Raw genomic sequence first — 21,267 nt, forward strand, 5'->3', positions numbered from 1 at the left:
CCGCGGACCGCAGCAGGGACAGCTCCACGCCCTCCGACAGCCGCAGCTCCAGCAGGATGCGCTCCACGCGCCGGTCCTCCGCCGTGAGGAGTTCCCGGCCCGCGCCCGGCGAGCGGCCCTCCGCGAGCGCCGCCGCGTACGCGCCCGGGTGCTTCACGTTCCACCAGCGGACCCCGCCGACGTGGCTGTGCGCGCCCGGCCCCGCGCCCCACCAGTCCGCCCCGCGCCAGTACAGCTCGTTGTGCAGGCACCGGCCGGCCGGTGTGGTGGACCAGTTGGAGACCTCGTACCAGGAGAACCCCGCCGCGCCCAGCGTCTCGTCCGCGATCAGGTAGCGGTCGGCGTGCTCGTCGTCGTCGGTCATGGGGACCTCGCCCCGGCGGATCCGGCGGGCCAGCCCCGTGCCCTCCTCGACGATCAGCGCGTACGCCGACACATGGTCGGGCCCCGCCCCCACCGCCGCCGCCAGCGTCGCGCGCCAGTCGTCGTCGCTCTCGCCGGGCGTGCCGTAGATCAGGTCGAGGTTCACATGGTCGAACCCGGCAGCGCGCGCCTCCGCGACGCACTCCTCGGGCCGCCCCGGGGTGTGGGTGCGGTCGAGGACCTGGAGCACGTGCTGCTTCGCGCTCTGCATGCCGAAGGAGATCCGGTTGAAGCCGCCCGCGCGCAGCTCCGCGAGGTACGCGGGGCCGACGGACTCCGGGTTCGCCTCGGTGGTGATCTCGGCGTCGTCGGCGAGGCCGAACTCCTCGCGTACGGCGTCCAGCATCCGTACGAGGTCGGCCGCGGCCAGCAGCGTGGGCGTACCGCCGCCGACGAAGACCGTGCGGACGGGCCTGGTGTCGTCGCCGAGGACCTTGCGGGCGAGCCGGATCTCGTCGGTCAGGGTGTCGGCGTAGTTGTCGCGGGAGGCCAGCACACCGCCCGAGCCGCGCAGCTCCGTCGCGGTGTAGGTGTTGAAGTCGCAGTAGCCGCAGCGGGTGGCGCAGTACGGCACGTGCAGGTAGAAGCCGAGCGGCCGGTCCGCCGCGCCCCGAAGGGCGTACGGGGGCAGCGCACCGGACTCGGGCATGGGTTCACCGTCGGGCAGGGCGGAAGGCATGCCCCCAGTGTCCCGCACCGCCGGAGGCGGCTACTCCGCGCGCAGCACCAGCAGGGCCAGGTCGTCGGACGGCGGGCTCGGGTCGAAGTCGTGCACGGCGCGTCTGATCCGCTCGGCGACGCCCTGGGCGTTCAGGCCCGTACAGCCCGCCAGGATCGCGGCGAGACCGTCGTCGTCGTCCAGGAGCAGCCGCCCGGAGCGGCGCTCGGTGACGCCGTCGGTGACGCACAGGAGGGTGTCACCCGACTCCAGGTCGAAGCTCAGGCTCTCGTAGGCGACGTTCTCGTCGACGCCGAGGAGCAGTTGCGGCTCGGCGGCCACCCGTACCGTCCCGTCGGGCTTCAGGAGCAGCGGCAGCGGGTGGCCCGCGCTGGCGAGGGTGCAGCGTGCGCCGCCGCCGGTGCCGGGGAGCGGTGCCAGCTCGCCGTAGAGCAGGGACAGGAAGCGCGACTGGCCGCCGTCGGCGAGCCCGCCGCCCCGGCCGCTGTCGCCGGGCCCCTGCCCGATCTCGCTGAGCGCGCCGAGGTCGCTGAGGCCGGGCAGTGCGCCGTCGCCGCCCGACAGGTCCTGTCCACCGGCGACGGCGACCATCAGCGCGGCGGCCTCGGCGGCTTCCATCGCGTCGTCGAGCAGCAGCCGGTTGAGCCGGTCGAGCACTTCGCCGACGCCGTACCCCTCGCGGGCGAGGAGCCGCAGCCAGGGCCGGGCGAGGCCGGTGACGACGGCGGCCTCGGGGCCGCTGCCCTGGACGTCGCCGAGCATGAAGCACCAGCGACCGCCGGGCGGCGCGGGGAAGACGTCGTAGAAGTCGCCGCCGACCACGCCGTCGTCGGCGGGCTCGTACACCAGATGGCTCTCGACGCCCGGGATCCGGGCGACCTGGCTGGGCAGCAGGCTGCGTTGCAGGACGCGGCTGATGGTGGCCTGCCGGGTGTAGCGGCGGGCGGCGCCGATCGCGAGGGCGACGCGGCGGGCGAAGTCCTCGATGAGGGCGGTCACTTCGTCGGGCATCCGGGCGAGCCGGCGCCGGCCGAGGACGAGGGTGCCCAGCGGGCGGCCGTTGGCGACGAGCCGGCAGGCGACGGCCGCGCCGTCGTGCGCGCCGGTCTGGCCCGAGCCGGGCCAGGGGACGGGTACGGGGACGTTACGGCCGCCGGTGCCGCCGCCGGCCGTGCCGTCCTGCCCGCGCTGTGCGTCGAGCAGCCGGGGCGGCTCCTTCTCCAGGAGGGCGCGCAGCAGCTCGATGCGGGACTCGTCGGAGTGCCAGACGCGGGCGAGGCGCGGCGCGCCCGTCCGGCCGTGCGCCTCCTCGCCGTCGAGCCAGATCGCGCACCAGTCGGCGAGCCGGGGTACGAGCAGCTGGCCGGCGAGGGCGGCGACCAGGTCCTCGTCGAGCTGGCCGGCCAGCAGGTCGGAGGCTTCGGCGAGGAAGGAGAGCGCGCCGCGGCTGATCCAGTCGGGGTCCTCGCGGGGCATGCCGCGCGGTGCGGGGGCGAGGATCTCGGCGGCGCGCAGTCCCCGGCGCAGGGCGGGTTCGCCGACGACTCCGTTGACGGCCGCGGCCGCGTCGGCGCCGGTGCCCGCCGGGATCTCGGCGGTCGGGCCGTCGAGCGGGAGGCGGGCCCAGACGGTCTTGAGGCCGGTGCGGTAGGTGATGCCCCAGCGTTCGGCGAGGGCGGCGATGAGCTGGAGGCCCCGGCCGTACTCGGGGGAGCCGTCGGTCGCGGGCCCGTGGGCGTCGCTGCGTACGGAGCGGGCGGGGTGGTGGTCGGACACCTCGACGACGAGCGCGGCGGGCTCCCGCTCGGCGGTGAGGCCGTGGGACGGGTCGTCGGGCGCCTCGTCGCCTCCGGCGGGCTCCGGTTCGCCGCTCGCCGGTTCGAGGCGGCAGAGCAGTTCGACGTTGGTGCCCGCGTGCACGACGGCGTTGGTGACCAGTTCGTCGACGATCAGCACCGCGTCGTCGGCGAGCCCGTCGGTGCTGTGCCCGCCCGGCGGGCAGGCCTCGTCGCCCTGGCAGAGGGCGCAGGTGGTGAGCAGCCCGAGGCTGGTCCACTCGGCGAGCGCCGCGCGCACGAACCGGCGCGCGGCGGACGGGGCGAGCGGGTTGCCCGGCAGGCTGGTGCGTGCCGTGCGTCGCTCGTCGTTGCGGAACGTCCGGCTCCGCGCCGGAGGCGGCACTTCCGGTTCGTTCGGGTTCCGACAGTCCCCTATAGGCCCCACGTGCGGCTCCTGGTCGTTTCTCTCGTTGCGCCGCTTACGACCCCGACAGAGTGACAGACTGAGCGTGCCCATAAGCGTCGAGTCATCGAAATGGGCGAAGAAGTGGGCGAAGAACGGAGCTCAGAGGCCCCTCCCCGGTCGCCGCACCCCCGACAGACTACGCACCCGGATCCCCCCAGCCCGGCCCTCACCTACTCGGACACCACCGACGATGAGCACCCAGATACCCACCGACCCGCCCGCTGACACCCCGGTGACCGACCGGGCGGGAATCCTCCTCGTCGACGACATGGAGGAGAATCTTCTCGCGCTCGAAGCGGTGCTCGGCTCGCTCAACGTACCGCTGGTGCGGGCGCGTTCGGGCGAGGAGGCGATGCGGGCGCTGCGCCGCGAGCGGTTCGCGCTGGTCCTGCTGGACGTGCGGATGCCGGGCATGGACGGCTTCGACACGGCGGCCGGCATCAAGCGGCTGGATCAGGCGAAGGACGTCCCGATCATCTTTCTCACGGGGAGCGATCCGGGCGGCGGCTTCACGTACCGCGGTTACGCGACCGGGGCCGCCGACTTCGTCCCGAAGCCGTTCGACCCGTGGGTACTGCGCGCCAAGGTGACGGTCTTCCTCGAACTGCACCGCAAGAACCGCCAGTTGGAGGCCCTGCTGGCGCGGGACGACGTACAGCTCGCCGAGATGGCCCGCCGGCTCTCCGCGATCGATTCCCTGCTCGGCGAGGACCGGGGCGAGGGCGACGACGCGCGGACGGCGCAGCTGCGTGCCCATATGACCGGGCTCGACAACATACTGCGGGAATTACGACGCGGCGGGAGCCTTCAGCCGTAGTTCCCGGCCGCCGGCCCCGCCCGCGTACTCCTCCACGACGCGTAGGCGCGGCTACGCCTCCCGCGCGCCCTCGTACATCTCGTCCAGCAGGTGCTTGTACTCCCGCTCCACGACCGGTCGCTTGAGCTTCAGGCTGGGCGTCAGCTCGCCGTGCTCGATGTCCAGGTCGCGCGGCAGCAGCCGGAACTTCCTGATCGTCTGCCAGCGCTGGAGGCCCGCGTTCAGCTCCTTCACATAGCCGTCGATCATCTCCCGTGTCTTCGGCGACGCGACGACGTCGGCGTACGAGGCGCCCTCCATGCCGTTCTCGGCGGCCCAGCCGAGCAGGGCGGGCTCGTCCAGGGAGATGAGCGCGGTGCAGAAGTTCCGGTCGGCGCCGTGCACCAGGATGTTGGAGACGTACGGGCACACGGCCTTGAACTGGCCCTCGACCTCGGCCGGCGCGATGTACTTGCCGCCGGACGTCTTGATCAGATCCTTCTTGCGGTCGGTGATCCGCAGATAGCCGTCGACGGACAGCTCGCCGATGTCGCCGGTGTGGAACCAGCCGTCGGATTCGAGGACTTCGGCGGTCTTCTCGGGCAGCCCGTGGTAGCCGTCCATGATGCCGGGACCGCGCAGCATGATCTCGCCGTCGTCGGCGATCCGGACCTCGCAGCCGGGCAGCGGCTTGCCGACGGTGCCGGTGCGGTAGGCCTCGCCGGGGTTGACGAAGCTGGCGGCGCTGGACTCGGTGAGGCCGTAGCCCTCCAGGATGTGGATTCCGGCGCCGGCGAAGAAGAACCCGATGTCGGGCGCGAGGGCGGCGGAGCCGGAGATCGCGGCGCGCAGCCGGCCGCCGAACGCCTCGCGGAGCTTGGCGTAGACGAGCTTGTCGGCGACGGTGTGCTTGGCGGAGAGGGCGAAGGGCACCGAAGCGGTGCCGGTGTGGCGGAAGTTGTCCTGGCTGACCTTGGCGTACTCGCGTGCGACGGTCGCCGCCCACTGGAAGATCTTGTACTTGGCGCCGCCGCCGGCCCGCGCCCTGGCCGCGACCCCGTTGTAGACCTTCTCGAAGATGCGCGGCACCGCCGCCATGTAGGTCGGGCGCACCACCGGCAGATTCTCGATGATCTTATCGACGCGGCCGTCGACGGCGGTGACGTGGCCGACCTCGATCTGGCCGGACGTCAGCACCTTGCCGAAGACGTGGGCCAGCGGCAGCCAGAGATACTGGACGTCGTCCTTGGTGATGAGCCCGGTGCCCGCGATGGCCTTCGCCATGTAGGACCAGTTGTCGTGCGGCAGCCGTACGCCCTTGGGGCGGCCGGTGGTGCCGGAGGTGTAGATGAGGGTCGCGAGCTGGCGGGACGTGATCTCGCCGACCCGCTCCTTGACGGCCCCGGGGTGCTCCTGGAGGTACGTCGTCCCGCGCTCCTCCAGCTCGGCGAGGGAGAGCACCCAGCCGTCCGGGTCGCCCTCGGCGGGCTTCGCGTCCGCCGCCTCGATCACCACGACATGGGCGAGGTTCGGCAGCTCCGCGCGGCGCTCGCGCGCCTTGGCGAGCTGTTCGGCGTCCTCGGCGATGAGGACGCGGCTCTCGGAGTCGGCGAGGATGTACGCGCACTCCTCGGTGTTCGTCGAGGGGTAGACGGTCGTGGTGGCGGCGCCCGCGCACATCACACCGAGGTCGGCGAGGATCCACTCGACCCGGGTGGCGGCGGCGAGCGCGACGCGCTCCTCGGGCCGTACGCCGAGCGCCATGAGGCCGGCGGCCACCGCGTACACGCGGACCGCGGCCTGGCCCCAGCTCAGGGACTTCCAGTCGTCGGGGCCCTGACCCGCGGCGGGAGGAACGGGGTAGCGGTACGCCTCCGCGTCCGGCGTGGCGGCCACGCGCTCAATGAAGAGGGCCGCCACCGACGGCGGCCTGTTCTCGATCAAGGTCTTTGTGTCGCTCACGACGTCCTCCGGGCCCCGCAAAGCTTGCGCGACTGGTTTGTTGTTTAACTGGTGAGTAACCATCGAGCAGTGATCAGAGTAGAGCGCACCCGCCCGGTGCGTAAGGGGACGCGGGCAGCCGCTTCATAACGAACCGGACCCGTGAACGGCGGGCGGGCCCGCGCGCCTGTGCGCCCGGACCCGCCCGCCCCTACTCGTGAGTCACTTCCCGCCGCCGGACTCGCGGGTCACTTCTTCTTGCCGGACGACTCGTCGCTGGAGAGCACCGCGATGAACGCCTCCTGCGGAACCTCCACGCTGCCGACCATCTTCATCCGCTTCTTGCCCTCCTTCTGCTTCTCCAGCAGCTTCCGCTTCCGGGAGATGTCACCGCCGTAGCACTTGGCGAGAACGTCCTTGCGGATGGCGCGGATCGTCTCGCGGGCGATGACCCGCGATCCGATGGCCGCCTGGATGGGCACCTCGAAGGCCTGGCGCGGGATGAGCTCCCTGAGCTTGGCGACGAGCCGTACTCCGTACGCGTACGCCTGGTCCCGGTGCGTGATGGCGGAGAAGGCGTCGACCTTGTCGCCGTGCAGCAGGATGTCGACCTTGACGAGCTGGGCGCTCTGCTCGCCGGTGGGCTCGTAGTCCAGGGACGCGTAGCCGCGGGTCTTCGACTTCAGCTGGTCGAAGAAGTCGAAGACGATCTCGGCGAGCGGGAGGGTGTAGCGGATCTCGACCCGGTCGGCGGAGAGGTAGTCCATGCCCAGCAGCGTGCCGCGGCGGGTCTGGCACAGCTCCATGATCGAGCCGATGAACTCGCTGGGCGCCAGGATCGTGGCCCGGACGACCGGCTCGTGCACCGAGTCGATCTTCCCCTCGGGGAACTCGCTCGGGTTGGTGACGGTGTGCTCCTTGCCGTCCTCCATCTCGACCCGGTAGACCACGTTCGGCGCGGTCGCGATCAGGTCGAGGTTGAACTCGCGCTCCAGCCGCTCCCGGATCACGTCGAGGTGCAGCAGCCCGAGGAAGCCGACGCGGAAGCCGAAGCCGAGGGCCGCGGAGGTCTCCGGCTCGTAGACCAGGGCCGCGTCGTTGAGCTGGAGCTTGTCGAGGGCGTCGCGCAGCTCGGGGTAGTCCGAGCCGTCCAGCGGATAGAGGCCGGAGAACACCATCGGCTTGGGGTCCTTGTAGCCGCCCAGCGCCTCGGTCGCGCCCTTGTTGAGGGACGTGATCGTGTCACCGACCTTGGACTGCCGGACGTCCTTCACACCGGTGATCAGATAGCCGACCTCGCCGACCCCGATGCCGTCGGCGGGGGTCATCTCGGGCGAGGAGACGCCGATCTCCAGCAGTTCGTGGGTGGCGCCGGTGGACATCATCCGGATGCGCTCGCGCTTGTTGAGCTGGCCGTCGATGACACGTACGTACGTGACGACGCCCCGGTAGGAGTCGTACACCGAGTCGAAGATCATCGCGCGCGCCGGGGCGTCGGCGACACCGACCGGCGGGGGCACGTCCCTGACGACCCGGTCGAGCAGCATGTCCACGCCGACGCCGGTCTTCGCGGAGACCTTGAGGACGTCCTCGGGCTGGCAGCCGATCAGGTTCGCCAGTTCCTCGGAGAACTTCTCGGGCTGCGCGGCCGGCAGGTCGATCTTGTTGAGCACCGGGACGATGGTGAGGTCGTTCTCCATCGCCAGATAGAGGTTGGCGAGGGTCTGCGCCTCGATGCCCTGCGCGGCGTCCACCAGCAGGACCGTGCCCTCGCAGGCGGCGAGCGAGCGGGACACCTCGTAGGTGAAGTCCACGTGGCCCGGTGTGTCGATCATGTTCAGGACATGGGTGGTGCCCTGGTCAGGACCCTCGTTGGGGGCCCATGGCAGCCGGACCGCCTGGGACTTGATCGTGATACCGCGCTCGCGCTCGATGTCCATCCGGTCGAGATACTGGGCGCGCATCTGCCGCTGGTCGACCACTCCGGTCAGCTGGAGCATCCGGTCGGCCAGTGTCGACTTGCCGTGGTCGATGTGCGCGATGATGCAGAAGTTACGGAGCAGCGCCGGGTCCGTACGGCTCGGCTCGGGCACGTGGGTAGGGGTCGCGGGCACGCAGGGTCCTGATTCTTGAGACGCGCGGCGTCTCGTCTCGGGTCACATCGGATCGATACGTAGGCTCCATCGTCCCACGGGTACGGGGCTGCGCCCGGTTTGGGCCGGTCGGACAGTGGCTGGTAGCGTGGGCAGCTGTGTCTGCTGCCGTCTCGGCGTGGACGCTCATTCAAAGATCATCGAACCTGAAAAGGCGTTTCGTGGCGAACATCAAGTCCCAGATCAAGCGGAACAAGACCAACGAGAAGGCGCGCCTGCGCAACAAGGCCGTCAAGTCGTCGCTCAAGACCGCGATCCGCAAGGCCCGTGAGGCTGTCGTCGCGGGTGACGTCGAGAAGGCCAACGTGGCCGTCCGTGAGGCGTCGCGCAAGCTCGACAAGGCCGCGTCGAAGGGTGTCATCCACAAGAACGCCGCCGCCAACAAGAAGTCGGCGCTGGCGTCCAAGGTCGCCGCCCTTCAGGGCTGAGCGGTTTCTCGCTCACTCTTGATCCACTCTTGATTCCAACCGCCGGAACGGACTCAGCGGGCCCTCTCTACCGCTCCTGACCGGTGTCTTACGGATTCGCACACGACTGCGTTCGCCACGCGGGTGCGGATCCACCCAGGTTTGACGGCGAAGGCCCCGGTACTCGCGTACCGGGGCCTTCGGCATGTCCGCCGGGTTGCCCGGCGGGGCGCGCCGGGCCGGATCTCAGCGGCCGGCGCGGGCCGCGCGGGCGATCGTGACGACCGCCTTCTCCAGCGCGTACTCGGGGTCCGCGCCGCCGCCCTTGACGCCCTCGTCGGCCTCCGCGACGGCGCGCAGCGCCGTCGCCACCGCGTCCGGGGTCCAGCCCCGCATCTGCTGGCGGACCCGGTCGATCTTCCACGGCGGCATGCCCAGCTCACGGGCGAGGTCGGCGGGCCGCCCGCCGCGCGCCGACGACAGCTTGCCGATGGCCCGTACGCCCTGCGCGAGGGCGCTGGTGATCAGGACGGGTGCGACGCCCGTCGACAGCGACCAGCGCAGCGCTTCGAGCGCGTCGGCGGCGCGGCCCTCCACGGCCCGGTCGGCGACGGTGAAGCTGGAGGCCTCGGCGCGGCCCGTGTAGTAGCGGGCGACGACGGCGTCGTCGATCGTTCCCTCGACATCGGCGGTGAGCTGGGACACCGCGCTCGCCAGCTCCCGCAGATCGCTGCCGATCGAGTCGACCAGCGCCTGGCAGGCCTCGGGCGTGGCCGAGCGGCCCAGCGCGCGGAACTCCGACCGTACGAAGGTGAGCCGCTCGGCCGGCTTGGTCGTCTTCGCGCAGACGACCTCACGGGCGCCGGCCTTGCGGGCGGCGTCCAGCAGGGCCTTGCCCTTGGGTCCGCCCGCGTGCAGCAGCACGAGCGTGATCTCCTCGGCCGGTGCGTCGAGGTACGCCTTGACGTCCTTGATCGTGTCGGCGGCGAGGTCGTGCGCGTTCCGTACGACGACGACCTTGCGCTCGGCGAAGAGCGACGGGCTCGTCAGCTCGGCGAGGGTGCCCGGCTGGAGCTGGTCGGAGGAGAGGTCGCGCACGTCCGTGTCCGCGTCGGCGGCGCGGGCCGCCGCCACGACCTGCTGGACGGCGCGGTCCAGCAGCAGGTCCTCCTGGCCCACGGCGAGCGTGAGAGGGGCGAGCGGATCGTCGGGGGAAGTCTTCCTGGTGGCCATCGCGGTCCAGCATCGCACGGCCCACCGACACCGCTCCGCGGGCCCGGACACGTAGGTGAGAATGGGCGGGTGAGCGATGTGCGACATGTACTGGTGCTGCCCGACCGCGACGCCGCCGAGGAGGTGGCGGGTGAACTCGCCGACCGCTTCGGGGTGCTGGAGGAGCCCCAGCTCCTCCGGGACGCCCTGGCGGGCGAGGACGACGCCGAGGACGCGCAGTGGCTGGTCGTGATCGAGGACGCGCGGGCGCGGCTCGACCCGGTGGCGCTGGACGCGTTCGCGGCCGAGTACGAAGGGTGGCTCGAAGCACCCCAGGACTGATCGACCGCGGGGCCGGGGGCTCAGGTCTTGCGGACGATCTGGATGTCCAGGTCGATGGAGATGCTGGAGCCCACGACGGCGATGCCGCGGGCGAGCATCGTCTGCCAGGTGAGGGTGAAGTCCTCGCGGTGCAGCTCGGTCGTGGCGCGGCAGGCCGCGCGGGTCTCGCCCTCCATGCCGCTGCCGATGCCCAGGTAGCGGGTGTCCAGGGTGACCGTACGGCTCACGCCGTGCAGGGTCAGCGCGCCGGTCACGCCCCAGTGGCCGCCGCCCCGGTGGACGAAGCGTTCGCTGTAGAACTCCAGCGTCGGGTGGTTCGCCACGTCGAGGAAGTCCGCCGAGCGCAGATGGTCGTCCCGCATCCGCACGTTGGTGTCGATGGACGAGGCGTCGATGATCACGTGCATCGCGGAGCGGTCCATGCGGTCGGCTATCCGCACGGCGCCGGCGAAGGTGTTGAACCGGCCGTGGATCCGGGCCAGCCCGATGTGGCGCGCGGTGAAGCCGATCTGGGAGTGCATCGGCTCGATCTCCCACTCCCCGGGCTCGGGGAGCGGCGGGGGCGTCGCGATCGGCAGGGTGACGTCGCCGAGGCCCGCGTGCGCGCCCTCGCCCACGGTGACGTTGCGGTGGAACGGCGTGAAGCCGTCGGCCGTGACCGCGAGCCGGTACTCACCGGCCGGGACGGTCGCCACGACCGAGCCGAACGGATCGGTCTCCCCGCCGACGACCTTGCGCCCCGAGCCGTCGGTGAGGACGAACTCGGCCCGCCGGACGGGTTCACCGCCGGGGTCGAGCACGCGGCAGCTCAGTACGCCCGCCGTCGGCGGCACGGTGACGTCCGCGAGCGGACCGGCCCGCTCGGCACCGGTAGCGCGCCCGCCGAACCAACGTGTGAACATCCCGCACACCCCCGTGCTGTTCGGGAGGCCCTGTCCGGCAGCACATCGTTGCCGAATACACGGACCTCACGAATAGGCATTCGATCACCCTTGTGCCGTTCAGGGCAAACACGGGCGCTCGGAGGTGGTTTGGCAGCTCACCTACCCGCACGTACCGGACGTCCAGCTAAGTCCCTCCCTCGTCCGGTGGGTCATGACCTGGGGCACCTGGTCCAGATCGAGGCCGAAGTGCTCCCGGTACGCGGCCAGGATCTCGGCGTCCTCGGCCAGCTCCCGCTCGTACCGCTCGCCGCCCACGGTGGTGACGAGCTTGCGGCCACTGAGCGTGATCCGGCCGTCGTGGGTGCTGCGGGAACAGACCAGGGACCGGGTGAAATGCGAGTCGGGCGACGTCCGGTGGTACCAGGCCCCGGCGGTGAAGTCGGCCAGCGCGCGCGGCCGTTGGTCGATCCGGTACTGGGGCCTGCCGTCCCGCAGGACGTCGATGTCGCCGCCCGGCGCCGCCGCGACCCGGAACGTACCCGCCGGGTCGTCCTGTTCACCGCGCTCGTCGAAGGCCAGCGGGTGGACGCTGTGACTCCCGAAGCCGACATCGGCGAGCCACCGCTCCACGCCGGGCCCGGCGTTGGTCCCGGCGGGCGCGGGCGTCTCGACGAGGAGCGCCAGGTGGTCGTACGGGATCCCCAGCCCACCGTCCGTCTTGAACACCCGGGCCTGAAGGAGCCTCACCCGGAACCCCAGCTCGCGCAGCAGCACCGCGAACGCGCCGTTGAGTTCGTAGCAGAAACCTCCCCTCCTCCTGTCCACGACCTTGGCGACCAGCGGCCCCTCTTCGAGGACGATCTCCTCCGCCAGGTGCACGGAGAGATTCTCGAACGGCACCGTCCGCAGGTGCCGTACCTGAAGATCCCGCAGTGCCACGGCGTCCGGTACGGCAGGCCGGTCGGCGCCGATCCGGTGCAGATAGTCGGAGATGGTCCGAGACGTGTCCATGTCCTCAGTCTCGCCCGGCGTCCTCCTTCCCACCATGCGTCCTTCGTCCTGGTCCCCGGGACGGGCACGCCCCTTCCGCCCTCCTCACACGGGCCCCCTCGGCACGGCGCGCAGCCCCGTCCCCCCTCCCGTCACCGCGACGGCCCCGTCGGTGTCGGTACGCAGCACCACCGCTCCCCCGGCCCGCAGCGCCCCGACCGTGCGCGGCGACGGGTGGCCGTACGGGTTGTCCCTGCCGCAGGAGATCAGCGCCAGCCGGGGTCGCACCTGACGCAGCAGCCCCGGGTCCTGGAAGGCCGAGCCGTGGTGCGCGACCTTCAGCACGTCCACGGGCGGCAGCGCCGGGTGCTCCCTGGACAGCCCCTGCTGGGCGGGCGGTTCGAGATCGCCGAGCAGCAGCAGCGTGGGGCCGCCCGCCGTCCGCACGAGCAGGGTGACACTCGCGTCGTTCGGACCGCCCGCGCCCAGCCCCGGCCCGGCCCTCGGCCACAGCACCCGCCAGTCGAGCGGCCCGACCCGCCGCCGCTCCCCCGGTATCGCGCGCACCAGCGGCACGCGCGCGGCCCGCGCCGTCCGCCGCACGAACTCGCTCTGCTCCCATGGCTCCTGAAGGGTCGTCGTCTGGATGGCGCCGACTCTCCTGCCGCGCAGCACCCCGGGCAGCCCGGTGACATGGTCGGCGTGGAAGTGGCTGACGACGAGCAGCGGTACGCGGGTGATCCCGAGGTCCCGCAGACAGCGGTCGACCAGCCGGGGATCGGGCCCGGCGTCCACGACCACTCCCGCGCCGTCGCCGGCCGCGAGCACCATGGTGTCGCCCTGGCCGACGTCGCACATCGCCAGCGCCCAGCCCGGCGGCGGCCAGCCGGTGACCATCCGGGTGAAGGGTGCGGGCCGCAGGACGGCCAGCAGCAGGAGCACCACGCAGGTGGCGGCGATCCACGGGTGGCCGCGTATGCGCCGTACCGCGCAGACGACGAGGACGGTCACGACCGCGAGCAGCGCCCCGCCCCGCCAGCCGCCGGGCCACTGGGCCTCGGCCCCGGGCAGCGCGGCGCCCGTGCGGGCGACCGAGGCGATCCAGCCGGCGGGCCAGCCCGCGCACCGGGCCAGCAGCTCGGCCACCGGCATCGCCGCCGGCGCGGCGGCGAGCGCCGCGAACCCGAGCACCGTCGCGGGCGCCACCGCCAGCTCCGCGAAGAGATTGCACGGGATCGCGACGAGGCTGACCCGCGCGGCGAACACCGCGACCACCGGTGCGCACACGGCCTGCGCCGACGCGGCCGCCGCCAGCACCTCGGCGAGCCTGGGCGGCACCCCGCGCCGCCGCATCGCCGCACTCCAGCGCGGCCCGACGGTGAGCAGCGCGCCGGTGGCGAGTACGGAGAGCACGAAGCCGAAGCTGCGTGCCAGGGCGGGGTCCCAGAGGACGAGGAGCAGTACGGCGGCGGCCAGCGCCGGGATCAGCGATCTGCGGCGGCCGGTGCCGATGGCGAGCAGGGTGATCAGTCCGCACGCCGCCGCCCGCAGCACACTGGGCTCGGGCCGGCAGACCACCACGAAGGCGAGCGTGAGGACCCCGCCGAGCAGAGCGGTCGAGCGCAGCGAGATCCCCAGTCGTGGGGCGAGCCCGCGCCGCTCGGCCCGCAGCGCGAGTCCGGGCGGTCCGATGAGCAGGGCGAGGACGATGGTCAGGTTGCTGCCGGAAACGGCGAGGAGATGGGACAGGTCGGTCGCGGTGAACGCGTCGTACAGTTCGGGCGGGATACGGGAGGTGTCCCCGACGACGAGTCCGGGCAGCAGGGCGCGGGCGTCCGGCGGGAGTCCTTCGGTCGCCTCCCGCAGTCCGGCGCGCAGATGACCCGCCGTGCGTTGCAGACCGGTCGGCGGGCGTACGGTCCGTGGCGGCCCGCTCCCCTCCACCCGCAGCAGCCCCGCGTATCTCTCGTCCCCCTCCGTGGGCGGCGCGAGCCGCCCGGTGAGCCTGAGCCCGGTGGACGGTAGCAGGCGCTGCCAGACCTCGGCGCCCTTCCCGGCCCCGGCCCCGGCGAACACGAGCACCGGCGTACGCACGGCGGTGACGGCGCCGTCGGCGGACGTCACCCGCGTGATGTCCGCGTCCAGGACGAGCCCCGCGGCCGAGAGCCTGTCGCCGTGGACCCGTGGCCGGGTGGGGCGGGGATCGGAGGTGACCGTCAGGTCCACGGTGACGCGTGCGTACCGGTCCGCCAGTCCGGGCACCGGGCCCCGGTGCCGGTCCGCGCCGTGCAACCAGGCGGAGCCCGCCCCCGCGACGGCGCAGAGCAGCACGGCGGCGACCGCGACCCCGTTCACCCTCCGCCGTACCCCGCGCGCACCTGGTCCCGGCAGCAGAGCCGCGCGGACCAGCGCCACACCCGCGAGGGCGAGCCCGGCCAGCACCACGCCGGCGATCCACCCGCCCGGTGCGCCCGTCGCCAGCGCCGCGGCGGCCCAGGCCGCCAACGCGGGTGGCACCAGCCGCAGATCGGCCGGACCCTCCTGGCGAGGGGCGGCGGCGCCGAGCGGATTCCCCGAGGCCGCGTGGACGGCCGCGCGGGTCACGGCAGCACACGGGGCTCGATGTCGGCGAACCGGCGCTCGCCGATCCCGTTCACCTCGCGCAGTTGGCCGACGGAGCTGAATCCGCCGTGCCGGGTGCGGTAGTCGATGATGTGGCGCGCGAGCACGGGGCCGACGCCGGGCAGGGTGTCGAGCTGTTCGACGGTGGCCGTGCCGAGACTCACCGGCGCCCCCTCCGGGCCCGCCGCGCCCGTGCCGGGCGAGGCGGCGGCCTGCCCGGGTGGCTGGGGGCCGCCCACGACGACCTGCTCGCCGTCCATCAGCACGCGTGCCCGGTTGAGCCCGGTCAGATCCGCGCCGGGCTCGACTCCCCCGGCCGCCCGCAGCGCGTCGGTGACCCTCGATCCCGCCGGGAGCCTGCGGACGCCGGGGCTGCGTACCTTGCCGCTGACATCGACCACCACACGCTTCGACGCCGACGCGGGGGCCGAGGGAGCCGCCCCCGGCAACGGTGCGGGGTCGCGCGCCTGCTCGGTCGTGGCCACCGCCTCATGGACCGTCTCCGGCGCCCGGACCGGCTGCGGCCGGCCGGACCAGAAATGCTGCGCGGCCAGCACGGCGGCCACGACCAGCACCACGACCAGGGCGGCCAGTGTCCTCGGCTCCAGCCCGCACCGGAGCTGCACCCACAACGGCAACCGCTCCCGTACGGCCAGCCACATCCGCTCGCGCCGCCCACCGGGCGGCTCCCCCACGCCCGGAGCCGGCGCCGGATCAGGGACGGGGGCGGGGACGGGGACGGGGACGGCGGAGCCCACCGACGCGGCCGACCGCGCCGCCCCCGCGTCCGGGTCCGCGAGTCCCACGGGGAACAGGGCGTCGGCGCGGCGGCGTAACGCCGTTGTCGCGGGCGCCGTGCCTGTGCCCGTGCCCGCGCGTGTGTGGCGAGGACGGCGCGCGGAGGAGACGAAGGACCGGCCTCGGCCGGCGCCCTGGCGTACATGACGGGCCCGGCCGTCGGACGTCGGAGCGCGACCCGGGCCGCTGGTCACGGAGTGTGATCGAAGAGTCATGTGCCAGACGGTAGGCACTCCCGCCCGATCCCGCCGAAGAGGCCGAATTGCCGTGGATAACTCACCAGTTGTGGATAACTCGGCCACCCGAACGAGTGATTCCGCCCGCTCGCACCCGCGCCCGCGCCCGCCAAACCCCGCCAGTCCAGCCCCCGCGCCTCAGCGCGGCGAGACCACGGCCCCCAACAGCCCCGGCCCGGTGTGCGCCCCGATCACCGCGCCCACCTCGCTCACATGCATCTCGGCGAGTCCCGGCACCCGCTCCCGCAGCCGGTCGGCGAGCGCGGCTGCCCGCTCGGGCGCCGCGAGATGGTGCACGGCGATGTCGACCTGACCGTCGCCCGCCCGCTCGGCGACGATCTCCTCCAGGCGGGCGATCGCCTTCGAAGCCGTACGCACCTTCTCCAGGAACTCGATGCGCCCGCCGTCCAGTTGGAGCAGCGGCTTCACCGCGAGCGCCGAACCGAACAGCGCAGCGGCGGCGCCGATACGGCCGCCGCGCCGCAGGTAGTCCAGCGTGTCGACGTAGAAGTACGCGTACGTCCCGGCGGCCCGCTTCTCGGCGGCGGCCACCGCCTCGTCCAGCGAGCCGTCCGCCTCCACCGTCTCGGCCGCCGCCAGGGCGCAGAAGCCGAGGGCCATGGCGACCATCCCGGTGTCCACCACCCGTACCGGCACGGGTGCTTCGCGCGCGGCGAGAACCGCCGCGTCGTACGTCCCGGAGAACTCCGCCGACAGATGCAGCGACACGATGCCCGTCGCCCCGGCGTCGGCCGCGGCCCGGTAGGCGGCGGCGAAGACTTCGGGGCTCGGCCGCGAGGTGGTCACGGAGCGCCGCTTCTGGAGCGCGAGGGCGAGCGATCTGGCGGAGATCTCGGTGCCCTCTTCGAGCGCCTGGTCGCCGAGAACCACGGTCAGCGGGACCGCGGTGATGCCATGGCGTTCCATCGCCTGGGGCGGCAGGTAGGCCGTTGAATCGGTGACGATCGCGACATGGCGGGACATGAGCGGGAGGTTACCCGGCGCGACCGCCGGTCGGCTGTCCGGCCCCGCCACGCCGGTCGAATTCGAAGAGGTCCCCATCGGCTTCCGCCTCTTCCTTGCTTCGCCGTGTCCGATCTCGACGGGTCCTGCCTCTGACGGCCCGCCACCGCCTCATGCGTGTGCCCCGCCCGATCGTCCGTAACCCGATCAACTGAGCGGCGGAGCCGTCAGTTCGTCGTCTCCGGCCGCGCCGACTTCTCCTGCCAGGGATAGGTGCTCCGCCGGGGGTCGGGCGGGTCGATCGCCTGCGGTCCCTCGCCCGCCGGCGGCGGCTCGGGCCAGGTCTGGTCGGCGAGCGTGGGCTCCGGGCCCGTCTGCCGCGCCGCGTGCCCGCCGCGAGGCGACGCCTTCTCCGGCCCGCCCGTGGGCTCCGGCTCCGGCCACTCCATGGGCTCGGGCCGAGACTGAGGCCGCGACGCCCCCTGCCGACCCGCCTCCGCACCCGGAGCCGTGTTCGGGGCCGTGTTCGGGTCCACCGCCGACCAGTGCCGCAGCGCCCCGGACTCCACGTCGATCTGCTCGCTCAGCAGCGCCAGCTCGTCCTCGGAGAACTTCCGCGCCCGGTCCCTGGCCGCCCACCGCAGCGAGTCGGCCGACTTCGTGATCCGTTCCGTACGCTCACGCAGCTCGACCAGCCGCTGCGCGATCGTCGCCCGGTCCGGGTCCCGCTCCAGCCGCCTCAGCTCGTCGTCCAGCTCACGCCCGTACACACTCAGCCGCCCGAAGAGGCTCAGCGACTCCGCCAGCGAGGCGTCCTCCGCCTCATTCGCCCGCAGCGCCTCCTGGGTGGCCCGCATCGAGGTGCGCAGCGTCAGCCTCAGCTGCGCCAGCTCGGCCGGCACGCCGGTCTGACCGAGGCTCTTCGCCCTCAGCGTGGTGTCCTCCACCGTCCGGCGGGCCTGCGTGATCGTACGGTCCACGCCTCGCTTGGCTGCGCGGACCGCCTTGACGCTCACGAATACGCCCAAGGCCACGAATGCGACAAAGAGCAGCGCCACGATCAAAAGCACGGCCTCCATGAGGATGCCTCTCCGGTGTCGACGTCGGTACCTCCACGGTAAACGGAACGGGCAGCCTGAGGGTTCCGTCCGGACCCCCAAACTGCCCGTAAGGGAAAGCCCTGTGCCCTCGGGCCGCCCCGGCACGCCCGCAGCGGGGTATGCCGGGGCCCGCAAGAGCCCCCCGCATACCCCGCTGGGGCCTGCTCCGCGCCTATTCGGTGACGATGCCTACCCGGTGACGATGTTGACCAGCTTCGGCGCCCGCACGATCACCTTGCGGACGGCCGCGCCGCCCAGCGCCGCGACCACACCGGCGTCACCCAGCGCCAGCGCTTCCAGTTCCTCGTCCGAGATCGACGGGGAGACCTCCAGCCGCGCCTTGACCTTGCCCTTGACCTGTACGACGCAGGTGACCGACTCGTCGATCACATACGCCGGATCGGCCGCCGGGAAGGTCTCGTGCGCCACCGAGCCGGTGTGCCCCAGCTTGCGCCACAGCTCCTCGGCGACGTGCGGCGCCAGCGGCGCCACCAGCAGCACCAGCCGCTCCGCGACGGAGCGCGCGACCGGCCCGCCCGCCTTGGTCAGATGGTTGTTCAGCTCGGTGATCTTGGCGATGGCCGTGTTGAAGCGCAGCGCGGCCATGTCCTGCCCGACCCCGTCGATCGCCTTGTGCAGGGCGCGCAGCGTCGCCACGTCGACATCGGCGTCCGGCACGTCCACGACCGTGACCTCACCGGTCGCCTCGTCCACGACGTTGCGCCACAGCCGCTGGAGCAGCCGGTACTGACCCACCACCGCGCGCGTGTCCCACGGCCGTGAGACATCCAGCGGGCCCATGGCCATCTCGTACAGCCGCAGTGTGTCGGCGCCGTACTCCGCGAAGATCTCGTCCGGAGTGACCGCGTTCTTCAGGGACTTGCCCATCTTGCCGAGCAGCTTGCTGACCTTCTCGCCCCGGAAGAAGTGGCCGTCCTCCCGCTCCTCGACCTCGTTGGCCTCGACCGCGATACCTCGCTCATCGCGGTAGACGAACGCCTGGATCATGCCCTGGTTGTACAGCTTGTGGAACGGCTCGACCGACGAGACGTGCCCCAGGTCGAACAGCACCTTGGACCAGAAGCGCGCGTACAGCAGGTGCAGTACGGCGTGCTCGGCGCCGCCCACGTACAGGTCGACGCCGCCGTGCGGCATGCCCTCGCGCGGGCCCATCCAGTACTGCTCGACGGTCGGGTCGACCAGCTTCTCGGCGTTGTGCGGGTCCAGGTAGCGCAGCTCGTACCAGCACGAACCGGCCCAGTTCGGCATGGTGTTGGTCTCGCGGCGGTAGCGCCGTACGCCCTTGCCGTCGCCCAGGTCCAGCTCGACGGCGACCCAGTCCTCGTTGCGCGACAGCGGTGTCTCGGGACGGGTGTCCGCGTCGTCGGGGTCGAAGGTGCGCGGCGAGTAGTCGTCGACCTCGGGCAGCTCCAGCGGCAGCATCGACTCGGGCAGCGCGTGCGCGACGCCGTCCTCGTCGTAGACGACGGGGAAGGGCTCGCCCCAGTAGCGCTGCCGGCTGAACAGCCAGTCACGCAGCCGGAAGTTGACGGTTCCCTCGCCGATGCCCTCGGCGGTCAGCCACTCGGTGATCCGCGCCTTGGCGTCGACCACACCCAGTCCGTCCAGCGTGAGGGCGGCGGACGACGAGTTGACGATCTTCGCGTCGTGCGCGACGAACGCGTCCTCCCACTGAGAGGCGTCGGTTCCCCGGCCGTCCTTCGGTTCGACGACGCAGCGCATCGGCAGTTCGAAAGCGCGTGCAAACGCAAAGTCACGGCTGTCGTGGGCGGGGACGGCCATGATCGCGCCGGTGCCGTATCCCATCAGGACGTAGTCCGCGATGAAGACCGGGATCCGCTCGCCGTTGGCCGGATTCGTCGCGTACGCCCCGGTGAAGACGCCCGTCTTGTCCTTGGCCTCGGCCTGCCGCTCGACGTCGGACTTCGACGCGGCCTGCTTGCGGTACGCGTCGACGGCGTCGGCGGGCGTGGCGTGGCCGCCCGTCCACACGTCGTGCGAGCCCTCGGGCCACGCGGCCGGGACGATCTTCTCGACCAGCTCGTGCTCGGGCGCCAGAACCATGTACGTGGCGCCGAACAGGGTGTCCTGACGGGTCGTGAAGACGGTGACGGCACCGGCGTCGCCGACGGGGAAGTCGACGCGCGCGCCCTCGCTGCGCCCGATCCAGTTGCGCTGCTGCTGCTTGATGGCGTCGGGCCAGTCCAGCCCGTCCAGGTCGTCCAGCAGCCGGTCGGCGTACGCGGTGATGCGCATGTTCCACTGGCGCAGCTTGGACTTGAAGACGGGGAAGTTGCCGCGCTCGGAGCGACCGTCGGCGGTGACTTCCTCGTTCGCCAGGACGGTGCCCAGGCCCGGACACCAGTTGACGGGGGCTTCGGAGGCGTACGCCAGGCGGTACTCGCCCAGGATGTCCGCGCGCTCCTTCTCGGTCAGCTCACGCCAGCTCCGGCCGTGCGGCGTCGCGCGCTCGCCGCTCTCGAACCGCGCCACCAGCTCGGTGATCGGGCGGGCCCGGCCGGCGTCGGGGTCGTACCAGGAGTTGAAGATCTGCACGAAGATCCACTGGGTCCAGCGGTAGAACTCCGGGTCGATCGTGGCGATCGAGCGCCGCTTGTCGTGCCCCAGGCCCAGCCGGCGCAGCTGCCGCGTCATGTTCTCCATGGCGGCCTCGGTCGACTCCCTGGGGTGGGTGCCGGTGCTGATCGCGTACTGCTCGGCGGGCAGGCCGAAGGCGTCGAAGCCCAGCGTGTGCAGCACGTTGTAGCCGCTCATGCGCTGATGGCGGGCGTAGACGTCGGTGGCGATGTAGCCGAGGGGGTGTCCGACGTGCAGTCCGGTACCGGAGGGGTACGGGAACATGTCCATGACGTACTTCTTGGGACGCGCGACGACAGCCGGGTCCCCGGCCAGGTCGCCGGCCGGGTTCGGCGCCTCGTAGGTGCCCTCGGCGTCCCAGAAGTCCTGCCAGCGTGCCTCGATGTCGGCGGCCATGGCAGCCGTGTAGCGGTGCGGCGCGGTCGTGGCGGTCGTCGCGGTGGTCTCCACGCCGACGCCGGCCGGATTCGTCTCGCTCATGTCCTCTGAAGCTCCATCGATCGTCTCTGCCGCGGGGAATGAAAAAACCCCTCACACAGGAGGGGGCAGCCACGCTGATTCCGACCGGATCTGTCATCCGTCGGTACTGATCAGCGCGGCTCGCTAAGCAGAAGGCGTACGGCACGCATGCGAGCAGGGTACCGCAGCGGGCGCGGCGCTCGCACGGCGGATCGGGGGCGGCCGGGGGCGCGGCGGAGGGCGCCGCCGGGAGGTTTCGGGCCCATACAAGATCGTTCGAGTCCGGAAAAGGCCATCGGCCACATGTGATTCATCGAACCTTCGGCGCCCGGATTACTCCGCGTATCGACCCTATCCGGGGCAACCCCAGGGTCAGTTGACGCTCAATCCCCTCGGTAA

At 72.2% G+C, this 21,267-nt stretch carries 15 protein-coding genes; 3 read left to right on the forward strand and 12 right to left on the reverse strand.

Annotated features, from left to right (window positions below):
- Positions 1 to 1,102 (reverse strand): radical SAM family heme chaperone HemW (gene hemW / locus BHU15_RS12285; protein ID WP_069627229.1); only part of this gene is annotated, 1,102 nt, incomplete at its 3' end.
- A 30-nt stretch (positions 1,103 to 1,132) separates the two neighbouring features.
- The gene (locus BHU15_RS12290) at positions 1,133 to 3,283 is read right to left on the reverse strand and encodes a SpoIIE family protein phosphatase (protein ID WP_069627230.1); all 2,151 of its coding nucleotides are present in this window, start codon (positions 3,281 to 3,283) and stop codon (positions 1,133 to 1,135) included.
- 253 nt (positions 3,284 to 3,536) lie between these two features.
- Here BHU15_RS12290 and BHU15_RS12295 point away from each other — a divergent pair, with 253 nt between their 5' ends.
- The gene (locus tag BHU15_RS12295) at positions 3,537 to 4,163 is read left to right on the forward strand and encodes a response regulator (RefSeq protein ID WP_069627231.1); all 627 of its coding nucleotides are present in this window, start codon (positions 3,537 to 3,539) and stop codon (positions 4,161 to 4,163) included.
- Positions 4,164 to 4,214: 51 nt separating this feature from the next.
- On the opposite strand, the gene BHU15_RS12300 is transcribed toward BHU15_RS12295, so the two are convergent.
- Together BHU15_RS12300 and lepA are read right to left on the reverse strand one after the other, a co-directional pair.
- Entirely contained in the window at positions 4,215 to 6,104 is a 1,890-nt protein-coding gene (locus BHU15_RS12300; RefSeq protein ID WP_069627232.1) for an AMP-dependent synthetase/ligase, read from the reverse strand.
- A 227-nt stretch (positions 6,105 to 6,331) separates the two neighbouring features.
- The gene (lepA, locus tag BHU15_RS12305; protein WP_031231726.1) at positions 6,332 to 8,197 is read right to left on the reverse strand and encodes a translation elongation factor 4; all 1,866 of its coding nucleotides are present in this window, start codon (positions 8,195 to 8,197) and stop codon (positions 6,332 to 6,334) included.
- A 200-nt stretch (positions 8,198 to 8,397) separates the two neighbouring features.
- Between lepA and rpsT the strand changes: the two genes are divergently transcribed.
- Positions 8,398 to 8,664, forward strand: coding sequence for a 30S ribosomal protein S20 (gene rpsT / locus BHU15_RS12310; RefSeq protein WP_023541903.1), 267 nt, complete (start codon positions 8,398 to 8,400; stop codon positions 8,662 to 8,664).
- Between the two features lie 225 nt (positions 8,665 to 8,889).
- Here the strand turns inward: rpsT and holA are convergent, their stop codons facing one another.
- Positions 8,890 to 9,876, reverse strand: coding sequence for a DNA polymerase III subunit delta (gene holA / locus BHU15_RS12315; RefSeq protein ID WP_069627233.1), 987 nt, complete (start codon positions 9,874 to 9,876; stop codon positions 8,890 to 8,892).
- Positions 9,877 to 9,945: 69 nt separating this feature from the next.
- Between holA and BHU15_RS12320 the strand changes: the two genes are divergently transcribed.
- Positions 9,946 to 10,197: a hypothetical protein gene (locus BHU15_RS12320; protein ID WP_069627234.1), complete on the forward strand. Its 252-nt coding sequence runs from the start codon at positions 9,946 to 9,948 to the stop codon at positions 10,195 to 10,197.
- A 20-nt stretch (positions 10,198 to 10,217) separates the two neighbouring features.
- On the opposite strand, the gene BHU15_RS12325 is transcribed toward BHU15_RS12320, so the two are convergent.
- The 7 genes from BHU15_RS12325 to leuS form a co-directional block, all read right to left on the reverse strand.
- On the reverse strand, positions 10,218 to 11,099 hold the full coding sequence (locus BHU15_RS12325; protein WP_069627235.1) for a YceI family protein: 882 nt from the start codon (positions 11,097 to 11,099) through the stop codon (positions 10,218 to 10,220).
- Positions 11,100 to 11,240: 141 nt separating this feature from the next.
- On the reverse strand, positions 11,241 to 12,092 hold the full coding sequence (locus BHU15_RS12330; protein WP_069627236.1) for an arylamine N-acetyltransferase family protein: 852 nt from the start codon (positions 12,090 to 12,092) through the stop codon (positions 11,241 to 11,243).
- 84 nt (positions 12,093 to 12,176) lie between these two features.
- Positions 12,177 to 14,675, reverse strand: a complete 2,499-nt coding sequence (locus BHU15_RS12335) for a ComEC/Rec2 family competence protein (protein WP_069627237.1) — start codon at positions 14,673 to 14,675, stop codon at positions 12,177 to 12,179.
- Positions 14,672 to 15,499 carry a ComEA family DNA-binding protein gene (locus BHU15_RS38185; RefSeq protein ID WP_368483198.1) on the reverse strand — a complete coding sequence of 276 codons (828 nt, stop codon included), beginning with the start codon at positions 15,497 to 15,499 and terminating at the stop codon, positions 14,672 to 14,674. Before BHU15_RS38185 ends, BHU15_RS12335 begins: the two co-directional genes overlap by 4 nt.
- Before the next feature lie 366 nt (positions 15,500 to 15,865).
- Complete coding sequence (locus BHU15_RS12345; protein ID WP_031231690.1) at positions 15,866 to 16,711, reverse strand: DegV family protein; 846 nt, start codon at positions 16,709 to 16,711, stop codon at positions 15,866 to 15,868.
- A 206-nt stretch (positions 16,712 to 16,917) separates the two neighbouring features.
- Positions 16,918 to 17,769 (reverse strand): hypothetical protein, encoded by an 852-nt coding sequence (locus BHU15_RS12350; protein ID WP_069627238.1) that lies wholly within the window; start codon positions 17,767 to 17,769, stop codon positions 16,918 to 16,920.
- 210 nt (positions 17,770 to 17,979) lie between these two features.
- Positions 17,980 to 20,889, reverse strand: a complete 2,910-nt coding sequence (leuS, locus tag BHU15_RS12355; protein ID WP_069627239.1) for a leucine--tRNA ligase — start codon at positions 20,887 to 20,889, stop codon at positions 17,980 to 17,982.
- Positions 20,890 to 21,267 lie beyond the last annotated feature (378 nt).

It is taken from the genome of Streptomyces niveus, assembly GCF_001723055.1.
In the GTDB taxonomy this organism is placed as follows: Bacteria; Actinomycetota; Actinomycetes; order Streptomycetales; family Streptomycetaceae; genus Streptomyces; species Streptomyces niveus.

Bases quoted from the DNA above. Each gene is read 5' to 3' on its own strand.
- BHU15_RS12295 (WP_069627231.1), top strand. From the start codon at position 3,537: ATGAGCACCCAGATACCCACCGACCCGCCCGCTGACACCCCGGTGACC.
- BHU15_RS12330 (WP_069627236.1), bottom strand. From the start codon at position 12,092: ATGGACACGTCTCGGACCATCTCCGACTATCTGCACCGGATCGGCGCC.
- BHU15_RS12350 (WP_069627238.1), bottom strand. From the start codon at position 17,769: ATGGAGGCCGTGCTTTTGATCGTGGCGCTGCTCTTTGTCGCATTCGTG.
- leuS (WP_069627239.1), bottom strand. From the start codon at position 20,889: ATGAGCGAGACGAATCCGGCCGGCGTCGGCGTGGAGACCACCGCGACG.
- BHU15_RS12345 (WP_031231690.1), bottom strand. From the start codon at position 16,711: ATGTCCCGCCATGTCGCGATCGTCACCGATTCAACGGCCTACCTGCCG.
- holA (WP_069627233.1), bottom strand. From the start codon at position 9,876: ATGGCCACCAGGAAGACTTCCCCCGACGATCCGCTCGCCCCTCTCACG.
- BHU15_RS12325 (WP_069627235.1), bottom strand. From the start codon at position 11,099: ATGTTCACACGTTGGTTCGGCGGGCGCGCTACCGGTGCCGAGCGGGCC.